The organism is Orenia sp. (assembly GCF_055140805.1).
Map to the genome: position 1 here is coordinate 1 of NZ_JBSQYM010000113.1, position 25,057 is coordinate 25,057.

Sequence of the window (25,057 nt, forward strand, 5' to 3'; positions counted from 1 at the left end):
GCTACGGGTTTTAACCCGTAGTGTAACATGTCATTATCACCACAGGTTGAAACCTGTGGCTAGTAAATTTACCATTATAAAAAGTGTCGCAATATCTCTCTATTGTATCAATTCTTTTAGTAGTATAAGGAGTTATTATATTAAATAGAAAAAAATAATTTTTGAGTATTAATGTAATAAAAAGTAAGAGATTTGATAACCAAAGTTTATGGAGGATATTATTGTTAAATGTCGAATGAATTAATGAGAGATTTTATTTTTATAAACTGATTATATCTTCAGTAATAGTTGGTTATCTTAATAAATACAAATAAATAACAAACAGGGAGGAGTAAAAGTGAAATATAATAAATTTGTTCTAATAATTGTATTAATTACCTTATTATGCTCTTATACAATAAATGTTGAGGCTGGCTATAGAGTTTTACAACAAGGAATGGAAGGTAGAGCTGTTAGAGAGCTACAAGAAAATTTAGTCATGCTTGGTTATAAAATAATTATTGATGGGAAATTTGGACCTGCAACTAAAGATTCAGTTATTGATTTTCAGAAAAAGTCGAAGTTACCAAGTGATGGAGTTGTCGGCCTTAAGACATGGAAATTATTAGAAGAGTCTATCAGTTTTGATAAACACAAAGTCAAACCTGGAGAAACTTTATCCCAGTTAGCAACTACATATAATGTTCCAATTAATGTAATCAAAGAAGCGAATAAATTAAAATCTAATCTAATTCGTGTTAATCAAAGGCTAATTATTCCTAAAACTGCATTAGGAGGAGCAATTGAAACAGATTTTTATGAGATAATATCTTATAAGGTTAAAAAAGGGGATAACTTGGATAAATTAGCAAGTAAATTTCATACTACAATTAGAACTATTAAAAGGTTAAACCATTTTAGGACAAGTTACCTTAGAGAAGGGCAACTAATAAAAATCCCCAAATTAGCAATTGACTTATCAAGAACTTCTAGAAATACTAGTAGAGTCAAAAGGGACTTTATATGGCCATTTAAAATGAGAAATAGGATAAGTTCTTCCTTTGGATGGAGGATACATCCAATTACACAAAAAAGAAGTTTCCATAATGGAATTGATATTGCTGTTAAGAAAGGCACTGCGGTAAGAGCAATTAAATCAGGAAGAGTTTTAACAAGTGGTTGGATTAGAGGCTTTGGTAAAGCTATTACTATTGACCATGGCAATGGTGTTATTAGTTTATACGGCCATAATTCTAAGTTGTTGGTTAAAGCAGGACAATATGTTAAGCAAGGGCAGATTATCTCTAAATCAGGCAACACTGGAAGAAGTACTGGTCCTCACTTGCATTTAACAATATTTATTGATGGAGATCCAGTAGACCCGCTCAAATATTTAAAGTGATTAAATTATTAAATCTATCTTGGAATTTTAATGCTCAAAAGCAGAATAATGGTTTTAATAGCTATTTATTCTGCTTTTTATTTTTGTTTGCAAATAAGTGTAAATTTAATTATAATAGTAGATAATAATTAAACAATAAGGATGTGACAAGTGTGAGTAGTCAAAAAATATTCTTAAATGGTGAATTAGTAGATAAGAGTGAAGCAAAGATATCGGTATTTGATCACGGTTTCTTATATGGTGATGGAATTTTTGAGGGTATTCGTGCTTATAATGGAAGGGTATTTTGTTTTGATGAGCATATCAAACGTTTATATGAATCAGCTAAAGCAATTATGTTAGATATACCAATGACTCCTAAAGAGATGGAGGAAGCAGTATTAGAGACTATTAGAGCCAATGAATTAACAGATGCTTATGTGCGTTTAGTTGTCTCACGGGGAGTTGGAGATTTAGGGTTGGATCCTAAGAAATGTGATACGCCAACTGTAATTATTATAGCTAGTGATATTACCCTTTACCCAGAGGAGTTCTATCAAAATGGATTGGCTGTAGTTACTGTACCTACTAGAAGAAACATTCCAGAAGCAATCAATCCAAGAATTAAGTCATTAAACTACTTAAATAATATCTTAGCTAAGATTGAAGCAAATCAAGCTGGGGTTTTAGAAGCAATTATGTTAAATAATGAAGGTTATGTAGCAGAATGTACAGGGGATAATATCTTCATTATTAAAGATGGTGTCTTGATTACTCCTCCTACATATATTGGTGCATTAAAGGGTATTAAGCGTGGTGTAGTATTAGAGGTAGCTCCTGAACTTGGATTGGAAGTAAAAGAAGAGGTCTTTACTAGACATGATATATTTACTGCAGATGAGTGCTTCTTAACAGGGACTGCTGCTGAAGTAATTCCTGTTGTTAAAGTAGATGGTAGGGAGATTGACAATGGTAAACCTGGTGAATATACTGCTAAGTTAATCAATAAGTTTAGAGAGTTGACTCAAAGCACTGGTACTGATATTTATGATAATTAAGAGGTTCAAGCACAGCCATTAATGGCTGTGCTTTTTAATAATTTACTAAAAGAGTATTTAGAAAATACTTTTTTAAAATTGAAAAAAACCCTTGCAAATTATAAAAGTTGATGTTATAATTCAAAACAGTTGTTCACATATATAACACATATGTATTTGTTTAGAGAACAAAAAATTATTTTAATAAATCCAATTTTGAACTAAGAAGGAAGGATATAATGGAAGAAAAGTTTTATATAGTTAGTGAAGAGATTTTATCTGATGCCATGAAAAAGACAGTAAAAGTAAAGGAATTGCTTAAAACTGGTGAGGAGAATCAAATAAAAGAAGCGGTTAAGAGAGTCAATCTAAGTCGCAGTGCTTATTATAAGTATAAAGATTATATCTTTCCCTTTGTTCCTGAGGAAGAAGAGGAGTTAGTGACCTTGTCACTGTTAGTAGTGGATAGAAAGGGAGTCTTGTCAGAAGTATTAACTAAAGTAGCAGAATATCAATCTAGTATATTGACTATTAATCAGGATATACCTTTAGACCAAGTAGCTCATATAACTATGACCATTAAGGTAAAGAATTTAGCGATCACTTTAGAAGATTTGATTGCTAAATTAGGGGAAATACCAGGTATTAGAAGAGTTGAATTGATCAGTAAAAGCTTTAAAAGTAAGTAAAGACAGTGAAGAGTGAAGAGATTTTGATAATAATTATACTTGTCATTGTTTACCCGTCACTGAACTTAAAAGGAGGAGATGAGAATGAAGAAGGAGATAAAGGTAGGTTTATTAGGTTGTGGAACAGTAGGTTCTGGTGTCTATAAGATATTAGAGCAGAATGCTGATAGCATTGCCAATAAATCAGGAGCTAAATTAGTAGTTAAGAAGATATTAGTTAAGGACAAGAATGAGCCTTTAGCAGTTGAAGTTGATAAGGGATTATTAACAGAGAACTTTGAAGATGTGATCAATGATGAAGAGATAGAGATTATTGTAGAGGTGATTGGTGGAGTCAATCCTGCTAAAGATTTTGTATTAAGAGCATTAGAGAGTGGTAGAAGTGTGGTCAGTGCTAATAAAGAACTGATAGCTAAGCATGGTAAAGAGATCTTAGCTACTGCAGATGACAAGGGTGTTGACTTTTATTTTGAGGCTAGTGTAGGTGGGGGAATTCCTATTATCAGTCCATTAAAGGAGAATTTAGCTGGCAATAAGCTTACTAAGGTAATGGGGATTGTGAATGGAACTACTAATTATATCCTAACAAAGATGGATCAAGAAGGTGCTGAATTTGGTGAAGTATTGAAGAAGGCACAAGAGCTAGGTTATGCAGAGGCTGATCCAACATCGGATATAGAAGGATATGATGCAGCTCATAAATTAGCAATTTTAGCTTCTATTGCTTTTGAATCTAGAGTAAATATCGATGATCTTTATATGGAAGGTATCACTAAGATAACTAAAGAGGATATTACTTATGCCAAAGAGCTAGGGTATAAGATTAAATTATTGGCTATTGGAAAGCAGAATGAAGGATTGGAGCTTAGAGTTCATCCAACTCTATTGCCTAAAGAACATCCATTAGCTAAGGTAGATGATGTCTTTAATGCCATCTTTATTGAAGGAGATGCTATTGGTGAAGCAATGTTCTATGGTCCAGGGGCAGGGCAGATGCCAACAGGAAGTGCTATCGTTGGAGATGTAATTGCTGCAGCTAGAAATATCAACTTTGGAGCCCAAGGTAGAATCCCATGTACTTGCTTTACTCAAAAAGAGATTAAGGATAGAGCGGACGTAGAGAGTAGCTTTTATATTAGATTAGAAGTATTAGATAAACCAGGTGTCTTAGGTGAAGTTACTAGCTTATTAGGCAATCAACATGTTAGCCTTGAATCGGTAATTCAACATGGAAGAAGTAATAGTACTGTACCATTGGTTTTAGTAACTCATGAGGTTAAAGAAGGAAATCTTAATACAGCATTAGATAAGATTATGGCCTTAGATGATGTAAAAGAGGTTGCCAGCTTAATTAGAGTTGAAGATTATAAGTAATAGTCTACAATGTAAATTGTAAACTGTCTTGAAAGAATGGGAGGAGAAGAAATGGGTTTAATTGTACAGAAATATGGGGGGACTTCAGTAGGAACTCCTGAAAGAATCAAAAGGGTTGCTAATAGAATTGTAAAGAGAAAGAGAGCAGGAAATCAAATGGTAGCAGTAGTATCAGCAATGGGAGATACTACTGATGAGTTGATCAAATTAGTAAATCAGATTACTGATAACCCATCTAGAAGAGAATATGATATGTTAATCTCTACAGGAGAACAAGTATCTGTCTCATTATTGGCTATGGCTATCCATGAGCTTGGGGAGGAGGTTATCTCTTTAACTGGCTCACAGGTTGGTATCATTACAGATGATATACATAGTAAGGCTAAAATCTTAGAGATCAAACCTGATCGTCTAGAGAAAGAGTTAGCAGAGGGAAAGATTGTTATAGTAGCTGGTTTTCAAGGAGTAACTATCAATAATGAAATTACTACATTAGGTCGTGGAGGCTCTGATACAACGGCTGTAGCAGTAGCCACTGCAGTAAAAGCAGATCTTTGTGAAATCTATACTGATGTAGATGGTGTTTATACTACAGATCCTCGGATGGTAGAGGAGGCTCGTAAGTTGCCTGAGATTTCCTATGAAGAGATGTTAGAACTAGCAAGCCTTGGGGCAAATGTATTACATCCACGCTCAGTAGAGATTGCTAAAGAGTATAATATCAAGTTGGCTGTTAAATCTAGCTTTGCTTGTAGTCCAGGGACAATTATTAAGGAGGTAGAAGAGTTGGAGAAGAATATAGTTGTAAGTGGAGTAGCATGTAATAAAAGTGAGGTAAAATTATCATTATTAGGAGTACCAGACCATCCAGGTATTGCTTCAAAGGTCTTTACACGGTTAGCACAAGAGTCTATCAATGTCGATATGATTATCCAGAATGTAAACTATGATGGAGTAAATGATATTACTTTTACTACCGATGAAGATGACTTTAAGCAGACTAAGAAGGTATTAGAAGAGATGAAGGATGAGTTAAATTATAGAGAGTTACTCTGTGATAATGAAGTAGCTAAGGTATCTATCGTTGGTGCAGGGATGGTTACCAATCCAGGTGTAGCAGCTAAGATGTTTGAGGCTTTAGCAGAAGAAGAGATTAATATCGGGATGATCAGTACCTCTGAAATTAAGGTTTCTTGCTTAATTGCGAGAGAGAAGGCAGAAAAGGCAGTTAGAGCTATTCATAGTAAGTTTGAGTTGGACAAGTTAGGGATAGACAATGATTAAAGTAGAGGTTCCTGCTACTACGGCTAATATAGGACCTGGTTTTGATACTTTAGGGATGAGTCTAGAGTTGTATAATGGGCTAGAGGTTGCTGAGATTGAAGAAGGCTTAGAGATTGAGGTAGTTGGCTATGGTAGTGATGAATTGGCTACAGATAAAAGTAACTTAATCTATCAATCTATGGAAAGGGTCTTTACTAAGGTGGGATACTCTCCTCAAGGGTTAAAGATCAAGTTGAAGAATAGAATTCCCCTAGCTCGTGGCTTAGGAAGTAGTGCTGCGGCTATAGTGGGAGGATTGGTTGCAGCTAATAAATTGGCAGGTCAAAAACTATCGATAGATCAGCTGGTAGACTTAGCCACTGAGATAGAAGGTCACCCTGATAATGTAGCTCCTGCCCTCTTAGGAGGAGTTGTGATCTCGACAGTCAAAGGCTCTAAGGTAGTCTATAAGAAGTTAGCAGTACCGGCAAAATTAAAGACCGTTGTCTGTATTCCTGACTACCAATTGTCTACTGCTAAGGCTCGAGAGGTATTACCAGCAGAGGTTTCTTTTAAAGATGCAGTCTTTAATTTAAGCCATACTGGATTACTCTTAACAGGATTATTGACAGAGGATTATAATTTGATTAGAGAGGCTTTAGATGATAGATTACATCAGCCATATCGTCAAGATTTAGTTCCAGGTCTGGCAGAAATTTTAAAAGAAGTAAAAGCTGATGCTTTAGGAGTAACCATCAGTGGCTCAGGACCTACTGTAATTGCCTTTGCGCTAGAGGATGAAGGTAAGATTGGGAAGAAGATGGTAGATATCTTTACTGAACATGGTTTGGATTCCCATTATTTGATTACCCATCCTAGCAACCAAGGGGTTATTATCTTAGAGGATTAAATTAGAATATGGTGTTAATCTTAAAGAGGCACAATAACTTGTGTCTCTTTTTTTTATAATGGTTTAAAAGCTAGATATTATGACATTTTCGTGTCAGTAATCGAAAATTTGGAATCAGTCTGTTTTACTGATAACTGGTTCCTGACTCCTGATTCCTGATTCCTAAAAGTGTCATAACCTCCCCATAATCTATCAACCCTTACATTAATTTGACTAAATTTATGTTAAGCTAATTATTAGAGATATTAGCTGTTTTTTAAACTAAGGTTGGTAGATAAAAAAGAGGGTTTAAAGCTTAAATGTAGAATTATGTAATTAGATGTATAAATTCAGAGATTTTCATAAAAATATATTTTTTAAAAGTTTTTTTGTACGGGAATTGATTATTATTTTTATTATTGGGAAGGCAACTGAGAATCTCTGAAAAAAATAAACTAAAGGAAGGTAGGTATTAAAATGAAAAGAATTTATGTTCTGCCAATGGTAGTATTATTATTAATAACAATGGCTACTCCATCTTTTGCAGCTAATAAATATGGGTCAAAAGCTTATGGGATGGGAGGAGCCTTTACTGCTGTAGCTGATGATGCTAGTGCTGTCTATTGGAACCCAGCGGGGTTAACTCAGAGTGGGTTATTAGGCTTGGAGCTTAATCTTGGAGGGCAGGCAAAATCTGATGATATAGAAGCAATCCAAGATTTTATTGATAGTATCGATAATATACAGAATGCAGGTACAGACCAAGAGAAGATTGATGCCGTTAAAGGTTTAGAGTTTCCTGATGATGTTGATTTGAATGTTAATGGAATGTTAGCACTAAATTTGAAGAGCTTTGGCTTAGGGATAGTTGCTAATAGTGAGTTAGAGACCAAATCATCTTCTGAAGCAGATGGAAGTAAGACCAAACATGCTGAAAATATGGTAACTGGAGAAGGAATTGTCTCTTTAGGAACTAAGATTATAAATCCTCCATTAAATATTGGGTCTATTGCTCTAGGGATGAATGCTAAATATGTATCTAAACGCTATGATGCTGTAACATATAGCTATAATGAAGATGTTAATACCCCTAAATTTAAATCATCAGAGCAAACTAGTGAAGCTACTGGTTATGGAGTTGACTTTGGAGCATTAATTAAGGTAACTGATATGGTTAATTTAGGAGCTACAGTCAGAAATGCTACTTCTAAATTAGATTGGGATGAAGATTATGGATTTGAAGATGAGCTAGAAAGAACAGTGACTTTAGGTGCAGCTGCTAAGTTACCATATCCACTTGCGGCAATAGTAGCTGTTGATGTGGAGATGCCAGAAGACCAAGAAGATATTTATCATATTGGATTAGAGAAGAGAATTATTGCGGGATTATTATCTTTAAGATTGGGTGCTTATGAGCAAGATGGTCAGGATAGAGTTTATACTGGTGGCTTAGGAATCAATATACCATTTATAGACTTGAATGTAGCTGTTGACTCTGAGGACTATGTCAGTTTATCTGGAACCTTTAAATTCTAAGGATATTTTAATAGTTAAGACCGCTGAAGATTTAATCTTTGGTGGTCTTATTTTATTTTTTGTACTAGTAAATTGGAGTTTTAGCTATAGATTGTAAACAAAGCAGAGCTAAATAGTTATTATTACTAATAAGGTGGTCTTATCTCTCTTATTCTGAATCTATGCAGTTTGATTATTTGGCTATTATTTCCTAAAATGAATTATAGAGAGTAATATTTAGGAGGTGTATTCATTAGCATCTACTAATTTTTCAGTGTTATAGTTTTATTAGTATCTTAAAGGGTATTTAATAGTTAAGATAGGAGTAAAAATTATCAGACTGAAAGGGGATGATATAAATGTTACGCTTAGATGAGCAGATAAAAAAGGATGTTATTGACCAGCTATATTGGGATAGTCGTGTTGATGCTTCGAATATAAATGTTAAGGTAGATCAAGGGAGAGTAACTTTAACTGGTACAGTTCCTACTTATTTTGCTAATAGCTCAGCTATAAATAGTGTCTGGGCTGTAGAAGGGATAAAGGATTTAAATAATAAGCTTGAGATTAAGTACCCTCAAAGTTCAATTAAGCCTACCGATGATGAGGTTAAGATTAAAGTTAAGAATAGAATCTTAGATAGCCCTGATATCGATATTAAAGATATAGAGATCAATGTAGATGTTGGGTGGGTCAAATTGGAAGGTTCGGTAGATGCTTATTGGAAGACAATCTATGCTGAAGATATTATTTCTAAGTTGAATGGAGTTAGAGGAATTGAAAATAAATTAACAGTGGTGCCTAGTGAGAATTATTTAGATAAGAATATTGCTAATAAGGTCAGTGATGCTTTAGAGAGAAATATGTATGTCAATGAAAATAAAGTAAATGTAAAGGTTGAAGAAGGGGTAGTAACCTTGAGTGGTAATCTGAAAAGTCAAAGAGCTATACAAGAGGCCTTTGAATCAGCTTATCATACTATCGGTGTTAGAGATGTAGATGATCAATTCTTGTTAGCAGGTTAAAAGGTTAGAAGAGTTATTCTGAACTTTTATTTTCTATTATTAAATTTAGCTAAGGAGGTTTTATAACTATGGATGCAATTCATGATAAAAATGGAGATACAGTTGCTTGGTTGAAAGATGGAGCTATTTATGATGAGACTGGAGAACATAGGTTATTCATTAAAAATGATAGGGTCTTCAATAATCGGGGAGAGTACCTAGGGGTCTTTAAGAATGGATTCTTTAGGGATAAGGAAGGTGAGATAGTTGCATTTACAGAGAATGCAGAAGAGTTACCGATATTACCAACTACTCAGATAGGTCCTGCACCTACCTTATCAACAATGGCCCCCATACCTGATCCAATTTCCTTTCCTGAAATTATGCCTAGTGCTATAAATAATTGGTCTGATTTGAGTTGGGAAGAGTTTGTCAAAGTCAAAAATGAGAAGAGTAATGAGCAACAATTAATTAATAATGTTTAATGTGATGTTATCCTAGTTTAAAGTAAGTCTAAAGTGGAATTTAATGGGTATAATGCGACACTTTAAGTTTTAGCTACGGGTTTTAACCCGTAGTGTAACATATCACCATCACCACAGGTTGAAACCTGTGGCTAGTAAATTTATCATTATAAGTATATATATGATGTAACTGGAAAGTATCAAGCTTTCATAAAAAATGAAAGGGTCTTTACTAAAGATGGAGAGTATGTAGGAACATTTAATAATGGATATTTTAGGGATAAAGATGGATATATAGTAGCCTTTAATGGTGATTTAACAGAAAATTTAGATCTGCCACCTCTTCAGGTGATACCAGAACCTGGTCTAGCTGATGTTCCCTTTGTTCCAGAGGTAATGTATAGTTCTGAAGATACGATTCGAGAGCTTGATGATTGGTCTGATCTTAGCTTTGAAGAGTTTATTAAAAATGAGTATCAGATGATAAGTTAATAAGAGAGTTAGCTAGAGAAGTTTCGAATATTATTCTCTATTTTAAGGTGTTAAACTGAAGGGGGAATAGATAATGGATTTCTTTGAGAAGAATCATAAGAATTATTTAAAGAAAAGATTAGCTTATTTAGATGATGAAATTAAGATTTTATTCTTTACTAAAGATATTGATTGCAGCATCTGTGAACAAACTAAAGATTTTTTAAAAGGGATAAGCACCTTATCTGATAAATTAAGCCTTGAAATCTATAATTATAGAGTTGATAAGGGTAAAGCAGAAGAATATGATGTTCATAAAGCTCCAGCAATCTTAATTTTAGATAATCAAGGAAAGGAATCTGGAATTAGATTCTATACTAAGCCTACAGACCATCAATTAGAGGTGTTTATCAAGTCTTTATTATTGGTTTCAGGAAATAGAGAAGAGTTATCTGAAGAGCTGGAGGATAGAATTGCCAATATAGATGATAAAATACACATTCAAATCTTTGCAGATAAAGAATCTCCAGATGCTAGTCAGTTAGCAGAGCTGACTAACCAATTAGCATTAATAAATGAGAATATTAGAACAGATATGGTTGAGACTACAATCTTTGATAATTTATCTGATAGCTATAATGCCAGTAAGCTACCAAAGGTCATGATTAATAATAAAAGAGAGTTTGTTGGATTGAAGGGAATGGAAGGTATCGTGGAGGAGATAGAGAGAGTTCATTGATAAATTTTAATAAGAATATAGATAAGAGCCTAGCTGATATCAGCTAGGCTCTTATCTATATAGGACATGAAAAAGAATTTAAATTAATTTAGCAACGCTTTGAGGTAATTCATCCGAAGAAGTACTCTTGGGGTGCGAATTAATGCGAATTACACGAATTAGGATATTAATAGATTAAATTAAAGATTTAAAAGCTCTTGATTTTAATTCGCGTCAATTCGTGAGATTCGTTGCAAAAATTATTTGAACTTGTTAGTATTACTATAACTGTTAATATGAAATCTTTATCGGTTTCTATATATATTAATTATATTTAAAAATTTAAGTATTGTCTATTATTATAATTTGACTTATTTTTAAGAGATAATCATTACTAGATATTTTAATTAGTATTAATGTAATTCTAAGAAATGATGTAGGTGTTTGCCAAATAGTCCGATAATAGAAGCTAAGTGATATAAGTTTTTTCTAAGATAAAATGATTTAGTAAAATTATCATTTTGATAGTTATAAAAGGATATAATCTCTTTCTTAATATGAGCATCACTACCAAAGGTAGCAAATTTGTCTTTGCCCTTTCTTACTCTTTTGGCAATAAAATTTCTCTTCTTAGATAAGGTATGATTATAGGTTTCGATGGCATCAACTTTAGTAGTAATTTGGTGAATATACTCTTTATTTTTTAAATAGTTTTTCTGTGCCATTCCAGCAATGTGAGGTATAGAGATGAAGGAATCGTATTTTCTGGCTTCTTTTAAATAATAATCATAGGATTGCTTAGTACGAGCAATCTTATTTCTATATTTAAAGGGTTCTACATTCTTAATATAGAAGTCAATTAAATCTTCAATTTTTTTGAAGTAAACTAAAAATTCAAAGCCATCATTACAGCCCACCTCTATTCCAGGGACTATATTTACTTTGTTACTTTCATATAGTGAAACATTACTTTCAATATTATTATGGTCTGTAACTGAGATTAGGTGAGGGATATCTTGTAAAAATCCTTTCAAGAAATCAGTATCGATTAATCCATCAGAAGCATTAGTGTGAATATGAAGATCTATATAGTTTTTATTGGATCCGCTTAAGAAATCATCAAAGAAGTTGGAAATCTTATTCTTTTCTAGCATTGAATTTCTCCTTTTATTAGGATTTTAAGAGAAATAATCTCTTAATTTAGATCTCTTTTAAGTGAATAATTAGTAATATATGAATAAAGCGATTTATATTAATTATATCAGTAAGTGGGGTTAACTACAAGAATAAGATATCTGGTTGATAATTGCTAATAAAATATTATATGGTGAGAGAGGTCTATTTTGTGAGGATATGAGGGGAGTAAGTGATAGGTGATTGGTAATGGGGATATTGGGACAATTTAAGTTTTAGCTACGGGTTTTAACCCGTAGTGTAACATGTCATCATCTCCACAGGTTGAAACCTGTGGCTAGTAAATTTATCATTATAAAAAGTATCGTAATATCTATATAACAACACTTGTAAAGTTATAGGATTCTAGATTACTATAACTTTACAGCAGGATTTGAGTTTATAATAGCAAAGCATTATAATAAGTTGATATACTTTTATTGATTTTGAAGAAAATCTATGGTCAATTGTTAATAGTTAATTTATAGATAGGGGTGAGTAGGATTTGAAAGTTAAAAGAGTAATTCTAATTATGACTCTGATGATATTAATGACTATTTTAATAGGCTGTGAGGGGAAGGGAGATTTAAAGATAATTACCTATGATAGTCAAGAGAATTTATTAGATGATGTTTATGTAGGACTATATTTACCACAAGGTGAGCAACGCCTTGATTTTGTGTATACACTCAATGGTGAAGCAAATTTTGTAGGAATACCTAGTGGTATATATAAAATCAAGCTGGTGTCATGGGATAGAGAAGAAGTACTAGAAGTGCGAGTTAAAGCTGGGGAGAGTACTTATTTAAAGTTAAGAATGGACCAGTCTTAATTTGGAGTTGAAGATTTTTAAGAATTAATTAGTGGCAAGGGAGTGGTTAAATGTTAAAATATAGTAGGAGATTTTCCACTATATTATTTATAATATCAGCTCTTTTTTTACTAAGCTTACCTGTAGAAGCTGTTTCAAATTTAGAAAAAGAGATTGCAAAGAATAATTTGATCAAGTATCAAGAAGAGTATGGACTTGCTTATTTAGACGCAACAGCTAGAAATCGGGTATATAGTATCTTTGATAGTTTATCTTTGGAGGCTGTTAAAGATGCTCCAGACTTGAACTTCAAGCTATATATTATAGATGCACCTGTCTTGAATGCAGCCTATCTTGGTGATGGAAACTTAGTACTTTTTAAAGGGCTGGTAGATCGTTTAAAAGATGATAATCAGTTAGCAGCAGTTATCGCTCATGAGCTGGGACATGGTGTCAATAATGATATAGCAGAAAGTATCAATTTGATCCAAGGGTTGCAGGTAGGTGGAGCAGTTTTTGAAGCTTTTACTAAAGGTAATAGATATGAAGATATTTTAGATATAGCCAGAAATATTGGACTTAATTTATTAGAGAAAGGTTATAGTCGAGAGCAGGAGAGGGATGCTGATGAATACTCAGTATTTTTAAGCGAAAGGGCTGGCTATGACTCCTATGGTGCTATCGAGCTGATGCATATTCTTAAAGAAGGTGGTAGTAATGATTCGAAGTTGGGAGAATTATTTTCTAGCCATCCTAATCTCGATAATAGAGTAGATTATTTAACAACTCTGATTAAGAGGTTTAAGGATGCTAAAGAGTTATATTATTCACCAATTGCTACTGCAAGGGTCTTGGCTCAAGGGCTATTAAGCGATAATCTAGAGGTAGTTTACAAAAGCTATTGGAAGAGAGTTCAAGAGAATACAACTTTAAATCAATTTAAGAATAATAAGAGGTTAAGAGAGATAGATGAGAAGATAGAGATAATAAGTTTAGATAATTTTGGTGATTTAGGCTATGATTTAGAGCTGAGAAATCAAGTAGAAAATACAGCCAGAGTAGCAATTTGCTTTTATGATGATAAGAATCAACAGGAAGATTTATCCTTAGCTATTGATTTGATTAAAGGTGAGTATGGTTGGAAGGTTGTAAGAGAGATAGGAATTTATAATTTAAGATGAGAAGTTAGGTTTAAAAGTCAGTATTATAGGTGTCCAAGTCTAAAGAGAAATAATAAAGGTCAAAAGCTAAAGGTGAGCAACGAATTAACACGAATTAAAGAGTAAAAGATTAATTGATTTTTTAAATATTTGGTTTTATTCGCGTAGATTCGTTGCTGAAAGTTATCCTTTAAGTTTTTTTGTTTAAGGAATTAGAGGTATTAAATTAGTAGGATATTTAGGTTTCATTCTAGAGTTGTTTGTCTATAATACTGACTTTTATTATGCCTTTATGATAGTGCTAAAAAGTGTTGCCTAAATAAATAATAGCCTATTCTAAATATAAGTCAGCAGTTAAGCTATTAATTTTTAATTATCTATATCGTCATATTTTTGTCAAAATTAAGGTTTATAATGTAATAATAAGGTACAATTTATAAAATAGCTCATTTAATTTATATTAATTGGGCTATTTTGCTATAATAAAGCTATAATTTTGAAGGAGGTTGTTTTCAGGTATGGATATCGCACAGCTAGAAGAAAAGGTTGCTAAGAAGAAAGATTTAATCAGCTTAGTCAAGCAGGAGGTAGCCAAGTCGGTAGTAGGACAAGATTATATGGTTGAAAGAATTTTGATTGGTATTTTTACTGGTGGTCATATATTATTAGAAGGCGTACCAGGTTTGGCTAAATCGCTAACAGTCAACACCTGCGCTAAGGTTTTGGGGGTTGATTTTAAAAGAATACAGTTCACTCCAGATTTATTACCAGCAGATATTTTGGGGACAGAGATCTATAAACAGCATACAGGAGAGTTTGTGACCAAAAAAGGTCCAATCTTTGCTAATATTATCCTGGCTGATGAGATTAATCGGGCACCAGCAAAGGTACAGTCGGCTTTATTGGAAGCTATGCAGGAAAAGCAGGTTACTATTGGGGAGAAGACTTATCTGTTAGATAGACCTTTTTTGGTATTAGCTACACAAAACCCATTAGAACAGCAGGGGACTTATCCCTTACCAGAGGCTCAACAGGATAGATTTATGATGAAGTTAAAGGTTGGCTATCCAAGCAAGATCGAGGAGAAAAAAGTTATTAATCTGATAACTGAGCAAGGAAGATTGGAAGATATTCAGATGAATAGATTGCTAAGTAGAGATAGTATCTTTGAGATTAGAGAGATAGTCAGAGATATCTATGTTGATGAGAATCTAAAGGACTATGTTCTTGATATTATCTTTAAGACTAGAGAAGAGAATGAATACATAGCTTGTGGAGCATCGCCAAGGGCTTCTATTAATTTAATCTTAGCAGCTAAGGGGCGAGCCTTCTTAGAAGGCAGAGCTTATGTAATACCTGATGATATTAAAGCAGTAGTCTATGATGTCTTGCGCCATAGAATCTTACTTAGTTATGAAGCAGAGGCAGAGGAGATCAGTGAAGAGGATATAATTGCTGATATTTTGGATGATGTAAGATTACCATAGAAACAGTGAAGAGTGAAGAGTGAAGAGTGAAGAGTGAAGAGTGAAGAGTGAAGAGTGAAGAGTGAAGAGTGAAGAGTGAAGAGTGAAGAGTGAAGAGTGAAGAAAGAGTGAAGAGTGAAGAGTGAAGAGTGAAGAGTGAAGAGTGAAGAGTGAAGAGTGAAGAAATTTGATAATGATTATTATTTTACTGGTCACTCGTTACCCGTTACTTGTGATTGAACTTCAGGAGGTGAGTTATTATTATTTCTAAAGAGTTGATTAAGAAGATAAGAAGAATAGAGATTAAATCTAATCGAATTGTTGAGGAGATATTTTCTGGGGATTATCGTTCTGCTTTCCAAGGCAAGGGGATGGAGTTTGATGAAATTCGGGAGTATTATCCTGGAGATGAGATTAGGAGTATCGATTGGAATGTAACTGCTCGTCAGAACAAGGCCTATATTAAGAAGTTTCATGAAGAACGGGAGTTGAATATGTTCTTGCTTATAGATATGTCCCATTCTAATAGTTTTGCTAAGAAGAAGGATATTATAGCTGAGATTGGTGCTACTCTTGCTTTTTCAGCAGTGAAGAATAATGACAAGGTAGGGAGTATTCTATTTACCGATAAGGTAGAGAAGATGATTCCATCTAAGCAGGGGAAGAGGCATGTTTTATCTATCATTGAGGAGATTTTAAGCTTCCAACCGAATAATCAAGGTACAGATATAAAAAAAGCATTAGAGTATTTCAATAGGGTAGAGAAGAAGGGGAGTATAGTCTTCTTAATCTCTGATTTTCTCGACAAGGACTATGAGAAGGAGCTGAAGATAACTGATAAGAAGCATGATTTGATTTTGATTAGAGTTATTGATAAAGCTGAAGAGAGATTACCTAAGGGGGCTATCTTTGAATTTGAAGATTTGGAGACTGGTGAGACTATTGTCTTGGACAATTTACAGGGTAGAACTGAGCTAGAGCCAGCTATTAAATTACCAGCTAGAAATTTACTTACTATCTATACAGATGAAGATTTTGTTAAAGTATTAATGTTATTCTTTAAAAGGAGAATGAGATAAGATGAGAAGAAATTTTATTTTATTGCTTTTACTTTTGTCTTTGCTGGTCTTAGTTAGTAGCTATACCTATGCTGAAAGTAGAGCTATCTATATCGGTGATTTAATCGAATTAAAGATTGCAAAGAGTAATTTATCTCAAGCAGAGATTAGAGATGCCTTTAAAGATTTTGAGATAGATAGCTTAGAAAAGGCAGATTCAGGATACAAAATAGCGATTAGGAGTTTTAAAGCAGGGAAGAAGATTGTTAAGTTAGGTGACCAAGAGTTAAAGATTCAAGTAGCATCAACCTTAGATGAAACTAAGCGTAAGGATATCTTTGAAGGTGATTTAAAGGCAAAGGAAGCTAAGAGAATGTCACCTTTGTATAAATTATTAGTTGTTATGGTTGCTATTATTGCCTTATTATCATTTTTACGTTTAAGAAAGATATTTGGTAATAGAGGTAGAAAAGAGTTGAGCGTTTATAGTCAGTTTAGAACTAAGGTAGAGGAGGTTAGTCTTGAAGATGAGAATTACTTCGTCCTCTTAACCCTTGCTTTTAAAGACTATTTAGAGCAAACCTTTAACCGTAAAATTGTAGGTAAGACCTCTAGTGAAATCATTGCAGAAATTAATTATATTCCTCAAATAGATGATTATTTAAATCGAATTAAAGAGTGGCTGAACTTTGTTGATATCTGTAAATATAGAGGCAAAAAGGCCAGCCTAGAAGAGAAGAAAGATAAGCGTGAAGAGCTAATTAGGATAGTTGATTTGATAGAAGCGAGTAAAGAAGGTGTAAATTATGTTTAGATTTTTACACTGGTATCTTTTATTTTTGATTCCGATATTTATCTATCTTTTTTTGAAGAAGAGAAGGAGCAAGAGTATAGGTTTTTCAAGTATTTCTTTGCTCAAAGAAGCAGGGCTAAAGAAGACAATTAAACATAAGATTGGAAGATATCTAATCTTAGCTGGAGTTATTCTATTAGTAGTTGCTTTAGCACGCCCTCAATCAGGAAAAGAACTCAGAAATATCAAGCAGGAAGGGATAGATATTGTAGTAGCCTTAGATGTTTCAGGGAGTATGAAGTCGATAGATTTTGATCCAAACCGACTTACTGTGGCCAAAGATACTATTAGTAAGTTTATTGAGGGTAGGGAGGGTGATAGAATTTCTTTGGTTATCTTCTCTGGTACAGCTTATACCAAGGTACCTTTAACCTTAGATCATAATATCTTAAAAGAAATGTTAGCAAGCACTAGTACAGAAGATGTTAATAGTGATGGGACTGCCATTGGAATGGGAATTTCTGTTGGAATTAACCGTCTTAAAAAAAGTGACGCCAAATCTAAGGTCATTATTTTAGTGACCGATGGTGAGAATAATGCAGGCAAAATTAATCCTAAGACAGCTACCAAGTTAGCTAAGGATATGGGAATTAAGATCTATACTGTTGGGGTAGGAAGTGATATTACAAAAGTACCTGTTGGTAAAGATTTTTTTGGGCAAGTTAGATATCAAACTTATCGGGGTGGTCTAGATGAAAAATTATTAAAGCAGATTGCTACAGATACTCAAGGTGAGTACTTTAGAGCTAAAGATCCCAATGCTTTAGAGGAGATATTTAATAAGATTGATAAATTGGAAAAGACCAAATTTGATGTCAATAATTACTTTGAATATAGAGAGTTAGCTTTTGGATTTATTAAATTAGGACTATTATTGATTTTAGCTGGATTATTTTTAGAAAAGTATCTCTTTATTAAAATACCATAAATTCAGTTGATAATTGATAGTGTATAGTTGTTAGTTAAAAGATTAAATATATTTTACAACAGACTTTATGCTTAAAAGTAATAATAAGTTTAAATATTTATTTTATGGATTTTGGATTTAACTGTACACTATACACTGTAAACTGTCAACTGTTTTAAGTTGGGGGTGATTTGAAGGTGGAGTTTAGTAATACAGATAATTATATATTTTTTTTAATTCCAATTTTAGTACTTATAACTTTAATTTTGGCCTATCAGAAGCGTAATACAATTATTCAAGCCTTGTCTTTTAATATAGATTATAGGTTTAAGGTAATTAAACCTACCTTAATGATTTTGGGTGTTATTTTGATAGCTTTTTCTCTGTTAGGACCTCAGATTCTTAAGGGCTATCAAGAGGTCGAAAAATCTGGTTTAGATATATACATATTAATTGATACCTCTAAGAGTATGCTAGCTGAAGATATCAAGCCAAATAGATTGGCAAGGACCAAAAAAAGTATTGAGAATCTACTTAATTCTTTACGGGGTGATAGAGTGGGCTTTATTCCTTTCGCCTCAGATTCTTATGTACAGATGCCTTTGACCGATGATTATGATATGGCAAAGATGTTCTTAGAGGTAATCGATACTGATATGATTGCTGGAGGAGGAACAAATATTGCTTCGGCTTTGAAATTGGCTAAAAAGTCCTTTGATGAATCTGCTAAGGGTGATAGGGTTGTAATAATCTTTAGTGATGGAGAAGAGCATAATCAATCAGGAATAGAGGTAGCTCAGAATTTAGAAGGGGTAAAGGTATATACAGTAGGTGTAGGGACTAAAGATGGGGCATTAATTCCTGAATATGATAGTCAGGGAGATAGAATTGGTTATAAAAGGAATCAATCTGGTAAGTATGTCAACTCTAAACTGAACATCTCCTCTTTAAAAGAAATTGCCCAGCAGGGAAAAGGTAAGTCTTATCTTGCTTCTTTAACAGGTAATGAGATTAAGCAGTTGATTAATGACATATCCAAATTGAAGAGGGATAAATATACTAAGGATAAGGTTAAGAAGTTTACTAAGATATATCAATATTTCTTAGCTATTGGTCTATTATTCTTATTATTAGGCTATTTTTTACCTGAATGGAGGGGTCTCAAATGAAGAGAATCTCTTATTATATTAGTTTTATTTTAATGATAGTAATCCTATTAACAGGATGTAATGGAGAGCAAAAAAGCATAGCCAAGCTATTAGATAAAGGTAACCAACTCTATAAGCAAGGTAAGTATCAAGAAGCTATAAAGGTTTATCAATCAGGGTTGAAAGCTGATTCAAATAATCAACAGTTAAATTACAATCTGGCTAATGCCTTATATAAGGTAAAGAAATATAAAGAATCATTAAATCATTATAATCAAGTAACTAAAGATAAAGATGTCTATCTAAATATAGGAAATGTTTATAAGAGACTAGGTGACCACAGCAAGCAGTTAACTGAGAAGATTAAGAATTATCAAGAGGCTTTGCATAATTATAAATCAGCAATTAAATTAGATATGAATGATAAAAAGCTGAAGTTCAACTATGAATATGTCGATAAATTATTAACTAAATTGAAAAAGAAGCAAAAGCATCAACAAGATAAGCAGTCAAAAGAAGAAAATAATAAGGAACACAAAAACAAAGAAGATAAAAATAAAAAGCAAACTAAGCAAGATAAGAAAGATTCTCAAGATAAGCAACAGAACCAAGATGGCAAAGATAACAAGCAAGAAAAGCAAACACAGAAGAATCAGCAAGATAATAAAAAATCAGCAAGCAAAGAAGGGCAAGAAGAGAAGAACTCTAAGCAAGCTAATCAAACTCAAAAGAATAAAGAAGACGATAAGCAGAAAAAATCTACTCAAGAGGCTACTCCACAACAGCAAAAGGGCAAGTTAGAACAAAAGAATCTAGAGGAAGCATTGACTATACTAAAAGCACTAGAGAAGGAAGAAAAGGATAGTCTTAAGAATAACCAAAAGGTGGAGTCTGGAGATAATCAAGAGGATAAGTATGATTGGTGATAAAGGCGGTGAAAAGTGGTGATTAGCTGAGAATTAAAATTACTCGCTTCTCACTACTTACCATTCACTGCTCTTTATTAATTATAGGTGTTATTTAAATCGGGGGTGAAATTGTGAAGAGAATTATCAGTATTATAATATCTTCATTACTGTTTTTATTAATCTTCTCTGCTTTAGCTTTTGGGGCAGAAGAGGAATTTCGTTTAGATATAGATAATCTTTATTTATCAGAAGGGACAAGTACCAATCTAGTAGTCTCATTAAAAGATGCTAAAGGGGCAGAACTTATTGAAGTAGAAGGTTTGGATAATTTTGAAGTTCTATCTCGAAAATCAGGTACTCAAACAACTATCATCAATATGAAAAGAAGTTATAGTAGAGAATATCACTATGTAATTATGCCTAAAAGAGTAGGTGAGTTTACCCTACAGGGGGTAGTTAAATATAAAGGGAAGACCTATAGAACTAACAAGTTAGAGGTCAAGGTGGAGAAGAGAAAAATTAGTCATAAACAGGAGAATAGCAATATCTTTATTAGAACTACTTTATCTAAGGATAAGATCTACTTTGGACAGAAGGTTATTCTCAAATATGATCTATTCACTCGTTATAATCTCGATAATTATGGATTTTTAGATAATCCTAACTTTAATGATTTTATCAGTCAGGTTAAAAATCAAGATCAATTGAAGGCCAATTATGTCTATCTTGATGGTAAGAAGTATATTAAGTATGAAGTGAGACAGGTTATCTTAACACCAACCAAGACAGGAACTTTAGAGATACCTAGTTATCCTTTCCAAGCAAATATTAGTACAGGAGATTTCTTTAGTTCTTCCAAAGCTACTTACTTTAAGACAGAAAGTAAGAGTATTGAGGTCTTGCCATTGCCGCAAGAGGGTCAACCTGATGATTTTACAGGAATTGTTGGTGATTTAGAATTAGATAGTAATTTGGCTGATAATGAAGTGAAATATGGTGATTCCACAACCTTAAATATTAAGTTATCAGGTGATGTTAACTTAGATAGTCTTGATAAGGCTTTAGATAAAGATATCTCTGGTTTTGAGATTTATCAGAGTCAAAAGGATAAGAAAGAAGAGATTAGAGGGATGGAATACTATGCTGAAAAGAACTTTGATATTATTCTTGTCCCTAAAAAAAGTGGTGAGCTTAGCCTTCCTGAGCTCAAGATACCTTACTTCAATCCTGAGAGGAAGGAGTATGAATATGCAACTGTAGCAGAGAAGACTATTAAGGTTAGTGGTCAAGCTAAACAGGCTCAGCAGAGTCTAACTACAAATAGCAATCCTATTAATCAATCGCCACCTCAGAGTATCGAGATAACCCAAATTAATACTGATAATCAAGCTGATGAAGATTATTATACCTTTGAGGTGAAGAAGAGTTATTTCAAGGTAACTTTGGCTATAATTGGACTATTGATTTTGCTAGTACTTGTCTATTTAATAATGAACAGATACAAAGGTAGTCAAGACCAAAGATTAAAGGAATATTATAAACAGATCAAAACAGCTAAGGATGAAGAAGAAATTTATCATATCTTTAACGAAATGATAAAGTATAAGTATAATATCAGTTTCAAGGCTAACTCTAAGGCAGAACTATCAGCTAGAATAAATAATGAAGAATTATTAGCTGATATTTATGAGATCATTGATTATATAGAGAATAAGAGATATGGTAGAAGTAAAGAAGGTCTAGATGTTAAGAAGAAGGTCAATGAAGTTTATAAACGGATACAATAATATTATAATTGAGTAGTCAGTAATGAATATGGATGTCAATTAAAAGTAGGGACTAATTGGTTATTGCGACACTTTTAAAATTAGCGTGAGTGGGTGTGTGAGTATGAGTAGACCCCAATAAAAAGAAGTTTTACAACACTCACACTCATAGCTCACACTCGACATGAAGTGTCGCTTTATCTTTCTATATAAAGACATCTAAATTCTAACTGGTTAAGTATCTATTGGTTACTATTAAATAAAGGTACAGCCTTCAAGCTGTGCCTTTAATTGTATTCACTTATTAGCAGGAATCCTTTCCACCAATCGCTAAGTATAAGAATAAGTATAACTAGATTAAATTAAAAAGCAATCAGTAAAGGGGAAGAAGCTATGAATAAACCTATCATTGGAATCACAACTTTTTGTAAAAAAGAGAATAAATTCAATAAATCATATAATAAAGTCAGCTATAATTATATCAGCTCAGTTATTAAGGCAGATGGAGTTCCTGTATTAATTCCTCTACTTGAAGATAAAGCTGAGGTCAAAACTTATATTGAGATGATAGATGGATTGATCTTAAGTGGCGGTGATGATATCTGCCCTAATAGATATGGAGAATGTCCTATAGAACAGGTGACTAAATTTGATAGCAAGAGAGATGAATGGGAGATTGAGCTATTTAAAGAGGCTTATCAACGGGAGATGCCAATCTTAGGTATCTGTCGAGGGATGCAGTTGATGAATATTGCCTTGGGAGGTAGCTTATATCAAGATATTCTCGAAGAGTATCAAGATGGAATCTGTCATCTTTCCTGTAGTACAGATGTATGTGAGCTTTACCATTCGCTCAAGATTAAAAAAGATACTAAGTTATTTAATATCCTAAAAAGAGAAGAGATTGAGGTCAACTCCTACCATCATCAAGCTGTTAAAGATTTAGGCAGAGAACTAATCGTTACTGCCAAGTCAGAGGAAGGGATTGTAGAGGGGATTGAATCAGAGAATAGAGAATTTGTAATAGGGGTACAGTGGCATCCTGAAGACTTGACTTTGAGGTATTCATCTTTTTTGAAATTATTTAAAACTTTGATAAAAATAGCCAAGAGGTAATATAATTACAAGCTAGAGATAAAGAAGAACCAATATAATATTGGTTCTTCTTTTGGTAAGTTATTATTTATTGGATTGAGGAGCATATTTACTTAGAATGTCGTTTAGCCTACCGATTCCTGCTTTGTGATGTGATAATTCAGTATATTTTTTTCGTTTTTTATTGTTCTCAGTAATCATGGCTAGAATTCCATAAGCAGACTCATATTTGGGGTCAAGTTCTATAGCTCTTTTAAGATGTACTCTTGCTTTTTCTTTGTCTCTATTCTTATATACTGTCCAGTAATTTGAATAGAAATATCCTAAAGTACCGTGATATAATGGATTAGTCTCATTTAATGCTATAGCTTTTTCAATCTCTGCTATAGCATATTTTTGCAGTATGGCAGTAGCATCAGAGCTTTTTCTTAAACTTTTCTGACAATAATTATAATAAGCAAGACCTAATAAATAATGGGTAAAGTCATTTTCAGAGTTTATCTCTATTTTATCTCTGTTGATAAAGAGATACTTATCAATGGCTCTATAAAATTGATAGTAAGTAGCTTCCCACTTTGTTTTCTTACTATAAATAAGGGCTAGTTCTATCGAGTCCTTAGCAGATTTACTGGTAAGTTTATTAAGAACTGTTGTATCCTCTTGACTGCTAAATCTAACTATGTTATTTGGCTGAATGATCTCATCCCACATCTTAATTACATAGCTGAAATACTTGATTGATTTATCTACATTGCCCGTTTTTTCATATAAGCGAGCTAAAGATTGATAAGTGTCAATTTGGAGTAGTGTCATTACTCCATCTTTTTCTGTTAAGTGCTCCATAGTGTGAAAAGAATTACCTATTTTCCACTCGCTAGATAGATTGTTTATTTCTGATATCTCTAGTAATGCATCCTCATATAATTTTATTCCTTTTTCCAACTTATCATTAGATACAGACCTTTTAGCTTCTTCTGATAAAGAGATACTAAGGTTATAATTTATCCAAGGGGAACTTCCATATCCTTTTGCTTTTCTTAAAGATTGAATTGCTTTATCAAATAAATTGTTCTTCATAAAAACTAGACCAGCATCATAATTTTCTTCTAATGTATCTAAGGAATCAGCTTTTACTAAAATTTCTGGATTAATATCTATAACCTTTTGATAGTATTTTTTAGCTAGCTTTCTACCATCATTGTAGTAGTTGAAGTAGATATCAGCTAATGATAAGGCTACTGAAGTATTTTTAGGATTTAATTCTAAAGCTTTTCTATAATTAGCGACAGCTTCTACTAGCATATCATAATCTTTTATTATGCGATTGCCGATAGTACTAACTAAAAAATCATTTAAGTGATAGTATATATCCCCGTATTTCACATATAATTTAGGGTTATTAGGGTCTGACTCTCGTTTGGAGTTATACCTCTTATTAATCAGATTAACTAAGTCACCTACTGCATTATATAATTGTTCATCCTCTTTATCTCTTTTGTTTTCAGCTTTGGCAATTACTTTTGGTTTATCTCCATAGACATTTACTGGTACTTTCTGACCAAAAGTGTTAGTACCATAAGCCTGTTTAATATACCAGTGAATTCCCCCTTGGTAGCTATTATAGGAGATTTTATCTGGGTTAGGATGAATTACGTGGATATTCCCGTCGTCTTTTAACCAGCCTGGATGATTTGGTGAGGCATCTTCAGATTCTGCTTTACCCCAAACTGAAATTTCATCATCTCCCCTGTTTGTTATCTCTCCTTTAATTTCCCAACGTGGATGTTCTGTGTAAAGCTCATTCAATTTATGTACTGCTTCACGATATTTATCTTGAGCTTCTACAACTTCATTTTCTAGTTTTTTCATTCCTTTTACTTTAGTAGTACTTTTTTCTTCTGTAGTAGATCTGTCTCTTATACACATCT

The 25,057-nt window shown here is 33.0% G+C and carries 23 protein-coding genes; 21 read left to right on the top strand and 2 right to left on the bottom strand.

The features are described from left to right. Nucleotides 1–337 precede the first annotated feature (337 nt). The 11 genes from ACTCDL_RS11145 (at nucleotide 338) to ACTCDL_RS11195 (ending at nucleotide 10,805) form a co-directional block, all read left to right on the top strand. Nucleotides 338–1,381 carry a peptidoglycan DD-metalloendopeptidase family protein gene (locus ACTCDL_RS11145; protein ID WP_463176569.1) on the top strand — a complete coding sequence of 348 codons (1,044 nt, stop codon included), beginning with the start codon at nucleotides 338–340 and terminating at the stop codon, nucleotides 1,379–1,381. A gap of 152 nt (nucleotides 1,382–1,533) precedes the next feature. Next, nucleotides 1,534–2,418, top strand: coding sequence for a branched-chain-amino-acid transaminase (gene ilvE, locus ACTCDL_RS11150; RefSeq protein ID WP_463176570.1), 885 nt, complete (start codon nucleotides 1,534–1,536; stop codon nucleotides 2,416–2,418). A 218-nt stretch (nucleotides 2,419–2,636) separates the two neighbouring features. Further along, on the top strand, nucleotides 2,637–3,086 hold the full coding sequence (locus tag ACTCDL_RS11155; RefSeq protein WP_463176571.1) for an ACT domain-containing protein: 450 nt from the start codon (nucleotides 2,637–2,639) through the stop codon (nucleotides 3,084–3,086). An 84-nt stretch (nucleotides 3,087–3,170) separates the two neighbouring features. After that, nucleotides 3,171–4,460: a homoserine dehydrogenase gene (locus ACTCDL_RS11160; RefSeq protein WP_463176572.1), complete on the top strand. Its 1,290-nt coding sequence runs from the start codon at nucleotides 3,171–3,173 to the stop codon at nucleotides 4,458–4,460. 51 nt (nucleotides 4,461–4,511) lie between these two features. Beyond that, entirely contained in the window at nucleotides 4,512–5,744 is a 1,233-nt protein-coding gene (locus ACTCDL_RS11165) for an aspartate kinase (RefSeq protein ID WP_463176573.1), read from the top strand. Beyond that, the gene (gene thrB, locus ACTCDL_RS11170) at nucleotides 5,737–6,633 is read left to right on the top strand and encodes a homoserine kinase (RefSeq protein ID WP_463176575.1); all 897 of its coding nucleotides are present in this window, start codon (nucleotides 5,737–5,739) and stop codon (nucleotides 6,631–6,633) included. Before ACTCDL_RS11165 ends, thrB begins: the two co-directional genes overlap by 8 nt. Nucleotides 6,634–7,089: 456 nt before the next feature. After that, a complete protein-coding gene (locus tag ACTCDL_RS11175) occupies nucleotides 7,090–8,148 on the top strand; it encodes a hypothetical protein (RefSeq protein WP_463176576.1) in 1,059 nt (352 codons plus the stop codon). A gap of 338 nt (nucleotides 8,149–8,486) precedes the next feature. Beyond that, nucleotides 8,487–9,152 (top strand): BON domain-containing protein, encoded by a 666-nt coding sequence (locus ACTCDL_RS11180; protein ID WP_463176577.1) that lies wholly within the window; start codon nucleotides 8,487–8,489, stop codon nucleotides 9,150–9,152. Nucleotides 9,153–9,220: 68 nt separating this feature from the next. Next, a complete protein-coding gene (locus ACTCDL_RS11185; RefSeq protein ID WP_463176578.1) occupies nucleotides 9,221–9,616 on the top strand; it encodes a 4-fold beta flower protein in 396 nt (131 codons plus the stop codon). 156 nt (nucleotides 9,617–9,772) lie between these two features. Then, complete coding sequence (locus ACTCDL_RS11190) at nucleotides 9,773–10,087, top strand: 4-fold beta flower protein (protein ID WP_463176595.1); 315 nt, start codon at nucleotides 9,773–9,775, stop codon at nucleotides 10,085–10,087. A 73-nt stretch (nucleotides 10,088–10,160) separates the two neighbouring features. Then, entirely contained in the window at nucleotides 10,161–10,805 is a 645-nt protein-coding gene (locus tag ACTCDL_RS11195) for a hypothetical protein (protein WP_463176579.1), read from the top strand. 392 nt (nucleotides 10,806–11,197) lie between these two features. On the opposite strand, the gene ACTCDL_RS11200 is transcribed toward ACTCDL_RS11195, so the two are convergent. After that, nucleotides 11,198–11,938, bottom strand: coding sequence for a PHP domain-containing protein (locus ACTCDL_RS11200; RefSeq protein ID WP_463176580.1), 741 nt, complete (start codon nucleotides 11,936–11,938; stop codon nucleotides 11,198–11,200). Nucleotides 11,939–12,462: 524 nt separating this feature from the next. On the opposite strand from ACTCDL_RS11200, the gene ACTCDL_RS11205 reads away from it, so the two are divergent. From ACTCDL_RS11205 to ACTCDL_RS11250, 10 genes are all read left to right on the top strand, one after another. Next, nucleotides 12,463–12,789, top strand: coding sequence for a hypothetical protein (locus tag ACTCDL_RS11205; RefSeq protein WP_463176581.1), 327 nt, complete (start codon nucleotides 12,463–12,465; stop codon nucleotides 12,787–12,789). Between the two features lie 50 nt (nucleotides 12,790–12,839). Beyond that, nucleotides 12,840–13,949, top strand: a complete 1,110-nt coding sequence (locus ACTCDL_RS11210; RefSeq protein WP_463176582.1) for a M48 family metallopeptidase — start codon at nucleotides 12,840–12,842, stop codon at nucleotides 13,947–13,949. 497 nt (nucleotides 13,950–14,446) lie between these two features. Further along, nucleotides 14,447–15,415 (top strand): AAA family ATPase, encoded by a 969-nt coding sequence (locus ACTCDL_RS11215; RefSeq protein ID WP_463176584.1) that lies wholly within the window; start codon nucleotides 14,447–14,449, stop codon nucleotides 15,413–15,415. Nucleotides 15,416–15,654: 239 nt separating this feature from the next. Beyond that, nucleotides 15,655–16,473 carry a DUF58 domain-containing protein gene (locus tag ACTCDL_RS11220; RefSeq protein ID WP_463176596.1) on the top strand — a complete coding sequence of 273 codons (819 nt, stop codon included), beginning with the start codon at nucleotides 15,655–15,657 and terminating at the stop codon, nucleotides 16,471–16,473. 1 nt (nucleotide 16,474) lies between these two features. After that, nucleotides 16,475–17,266 carry a hypothetical protein gene (locus tag ACTCDL_RS11225; RefSeq protein ID WP_463176585.1) on the top strand — a complete coding sequence of 264 codons (792 nt, stop codon included), beginning with the start codon at nucleotides 16,475–16,477 and terminating at the stop codon, nucleotides 17,264–17,266. Further along, nucleotides 17,259–18,233 (top strand): vWA domain-containing protein, encoded by a 975-nt coding sequence (locus tag ACTCDL_RS11230; RefSeq protein ID WP_463176586.1) that lies wholly within the window; start codon nucleotides 17,259–17,261, stop codon nucleotides 18,231–18,233. Before ACTCDL_RS11225 ends, ACTCDL_RS11230 begins: the two co-directional genes overlap by 8 nt. 176 nt (nucleotides 18,234–18,409) lie before the next feature. Further along, complete coding sequence (locus ACTCDL_RS11235) at nucleotides 18,410–19,381, top strand: vWA domain-containing protein (protein WP_463176587.1); 972 nt, start codon at nucleotides 18,410–18,412, stop codon at nucleotides 19,379–19,381. Continuing rightward, on the top strand, nucleotides 19,378–20,286 hold the full coding sequence (locus ACTCDL_RS11240; RefSeq protein ID WP_463176588.1) for a tetratricopeptide repeat protein: 909 nt from the start codon (nucleotides 19,378–19,380) through the stop codon (nucleotides 20,284–20,286). Before ACTCDL_RS11235 ends, ACTCDL_RS11240 begins: the two co-directional genes overlap by 4 nt. Nucleotides 20,287–20,399: 113 nt before the next feature. Then, nucleotides 20,400–22,055: a BatD family protein gene (locus ACTCDL_RS11245; protein WP_463176589.1), complete on the top strand. Its 1,656-nt coding sequence runs from the start codon at nucleotides 20,400–20,402 to the stop codon at nucleotides 22,053–22,055. Between the two features lie 372 nt (nucleotides 22,056–22,427). After that, nucleotides 22,428–23,150 carry a gamma-glutamyl-gamma-aminobutyrate hydrolase family protein gene (locus ACTCDL_RS11250; RefSeq protein WP_463176592.1) on the top strand — a complete coding sequence of 241 codons (723 nt, stop codon included), beginning with the start codon at nucleotides 22,428–22,430 and terminating at the stop codon, nucleotides 23,148–23,150. A 63-nt stretch (nucleotides 23,151–23,213) separates the two neighbouring features. Here the strand turns inward: ACTCDL_RS11250 and ACTCDL_RS11255 are convergent. Continuing rightward, on the bottom strand, nucleotides 23,214–25,057 hold a 1,844-nt coding region (locus ACTCDL_RS11255), incomplete at its 5' end, for a tetratricopeptide repeat protein (protein WP_463176593.1).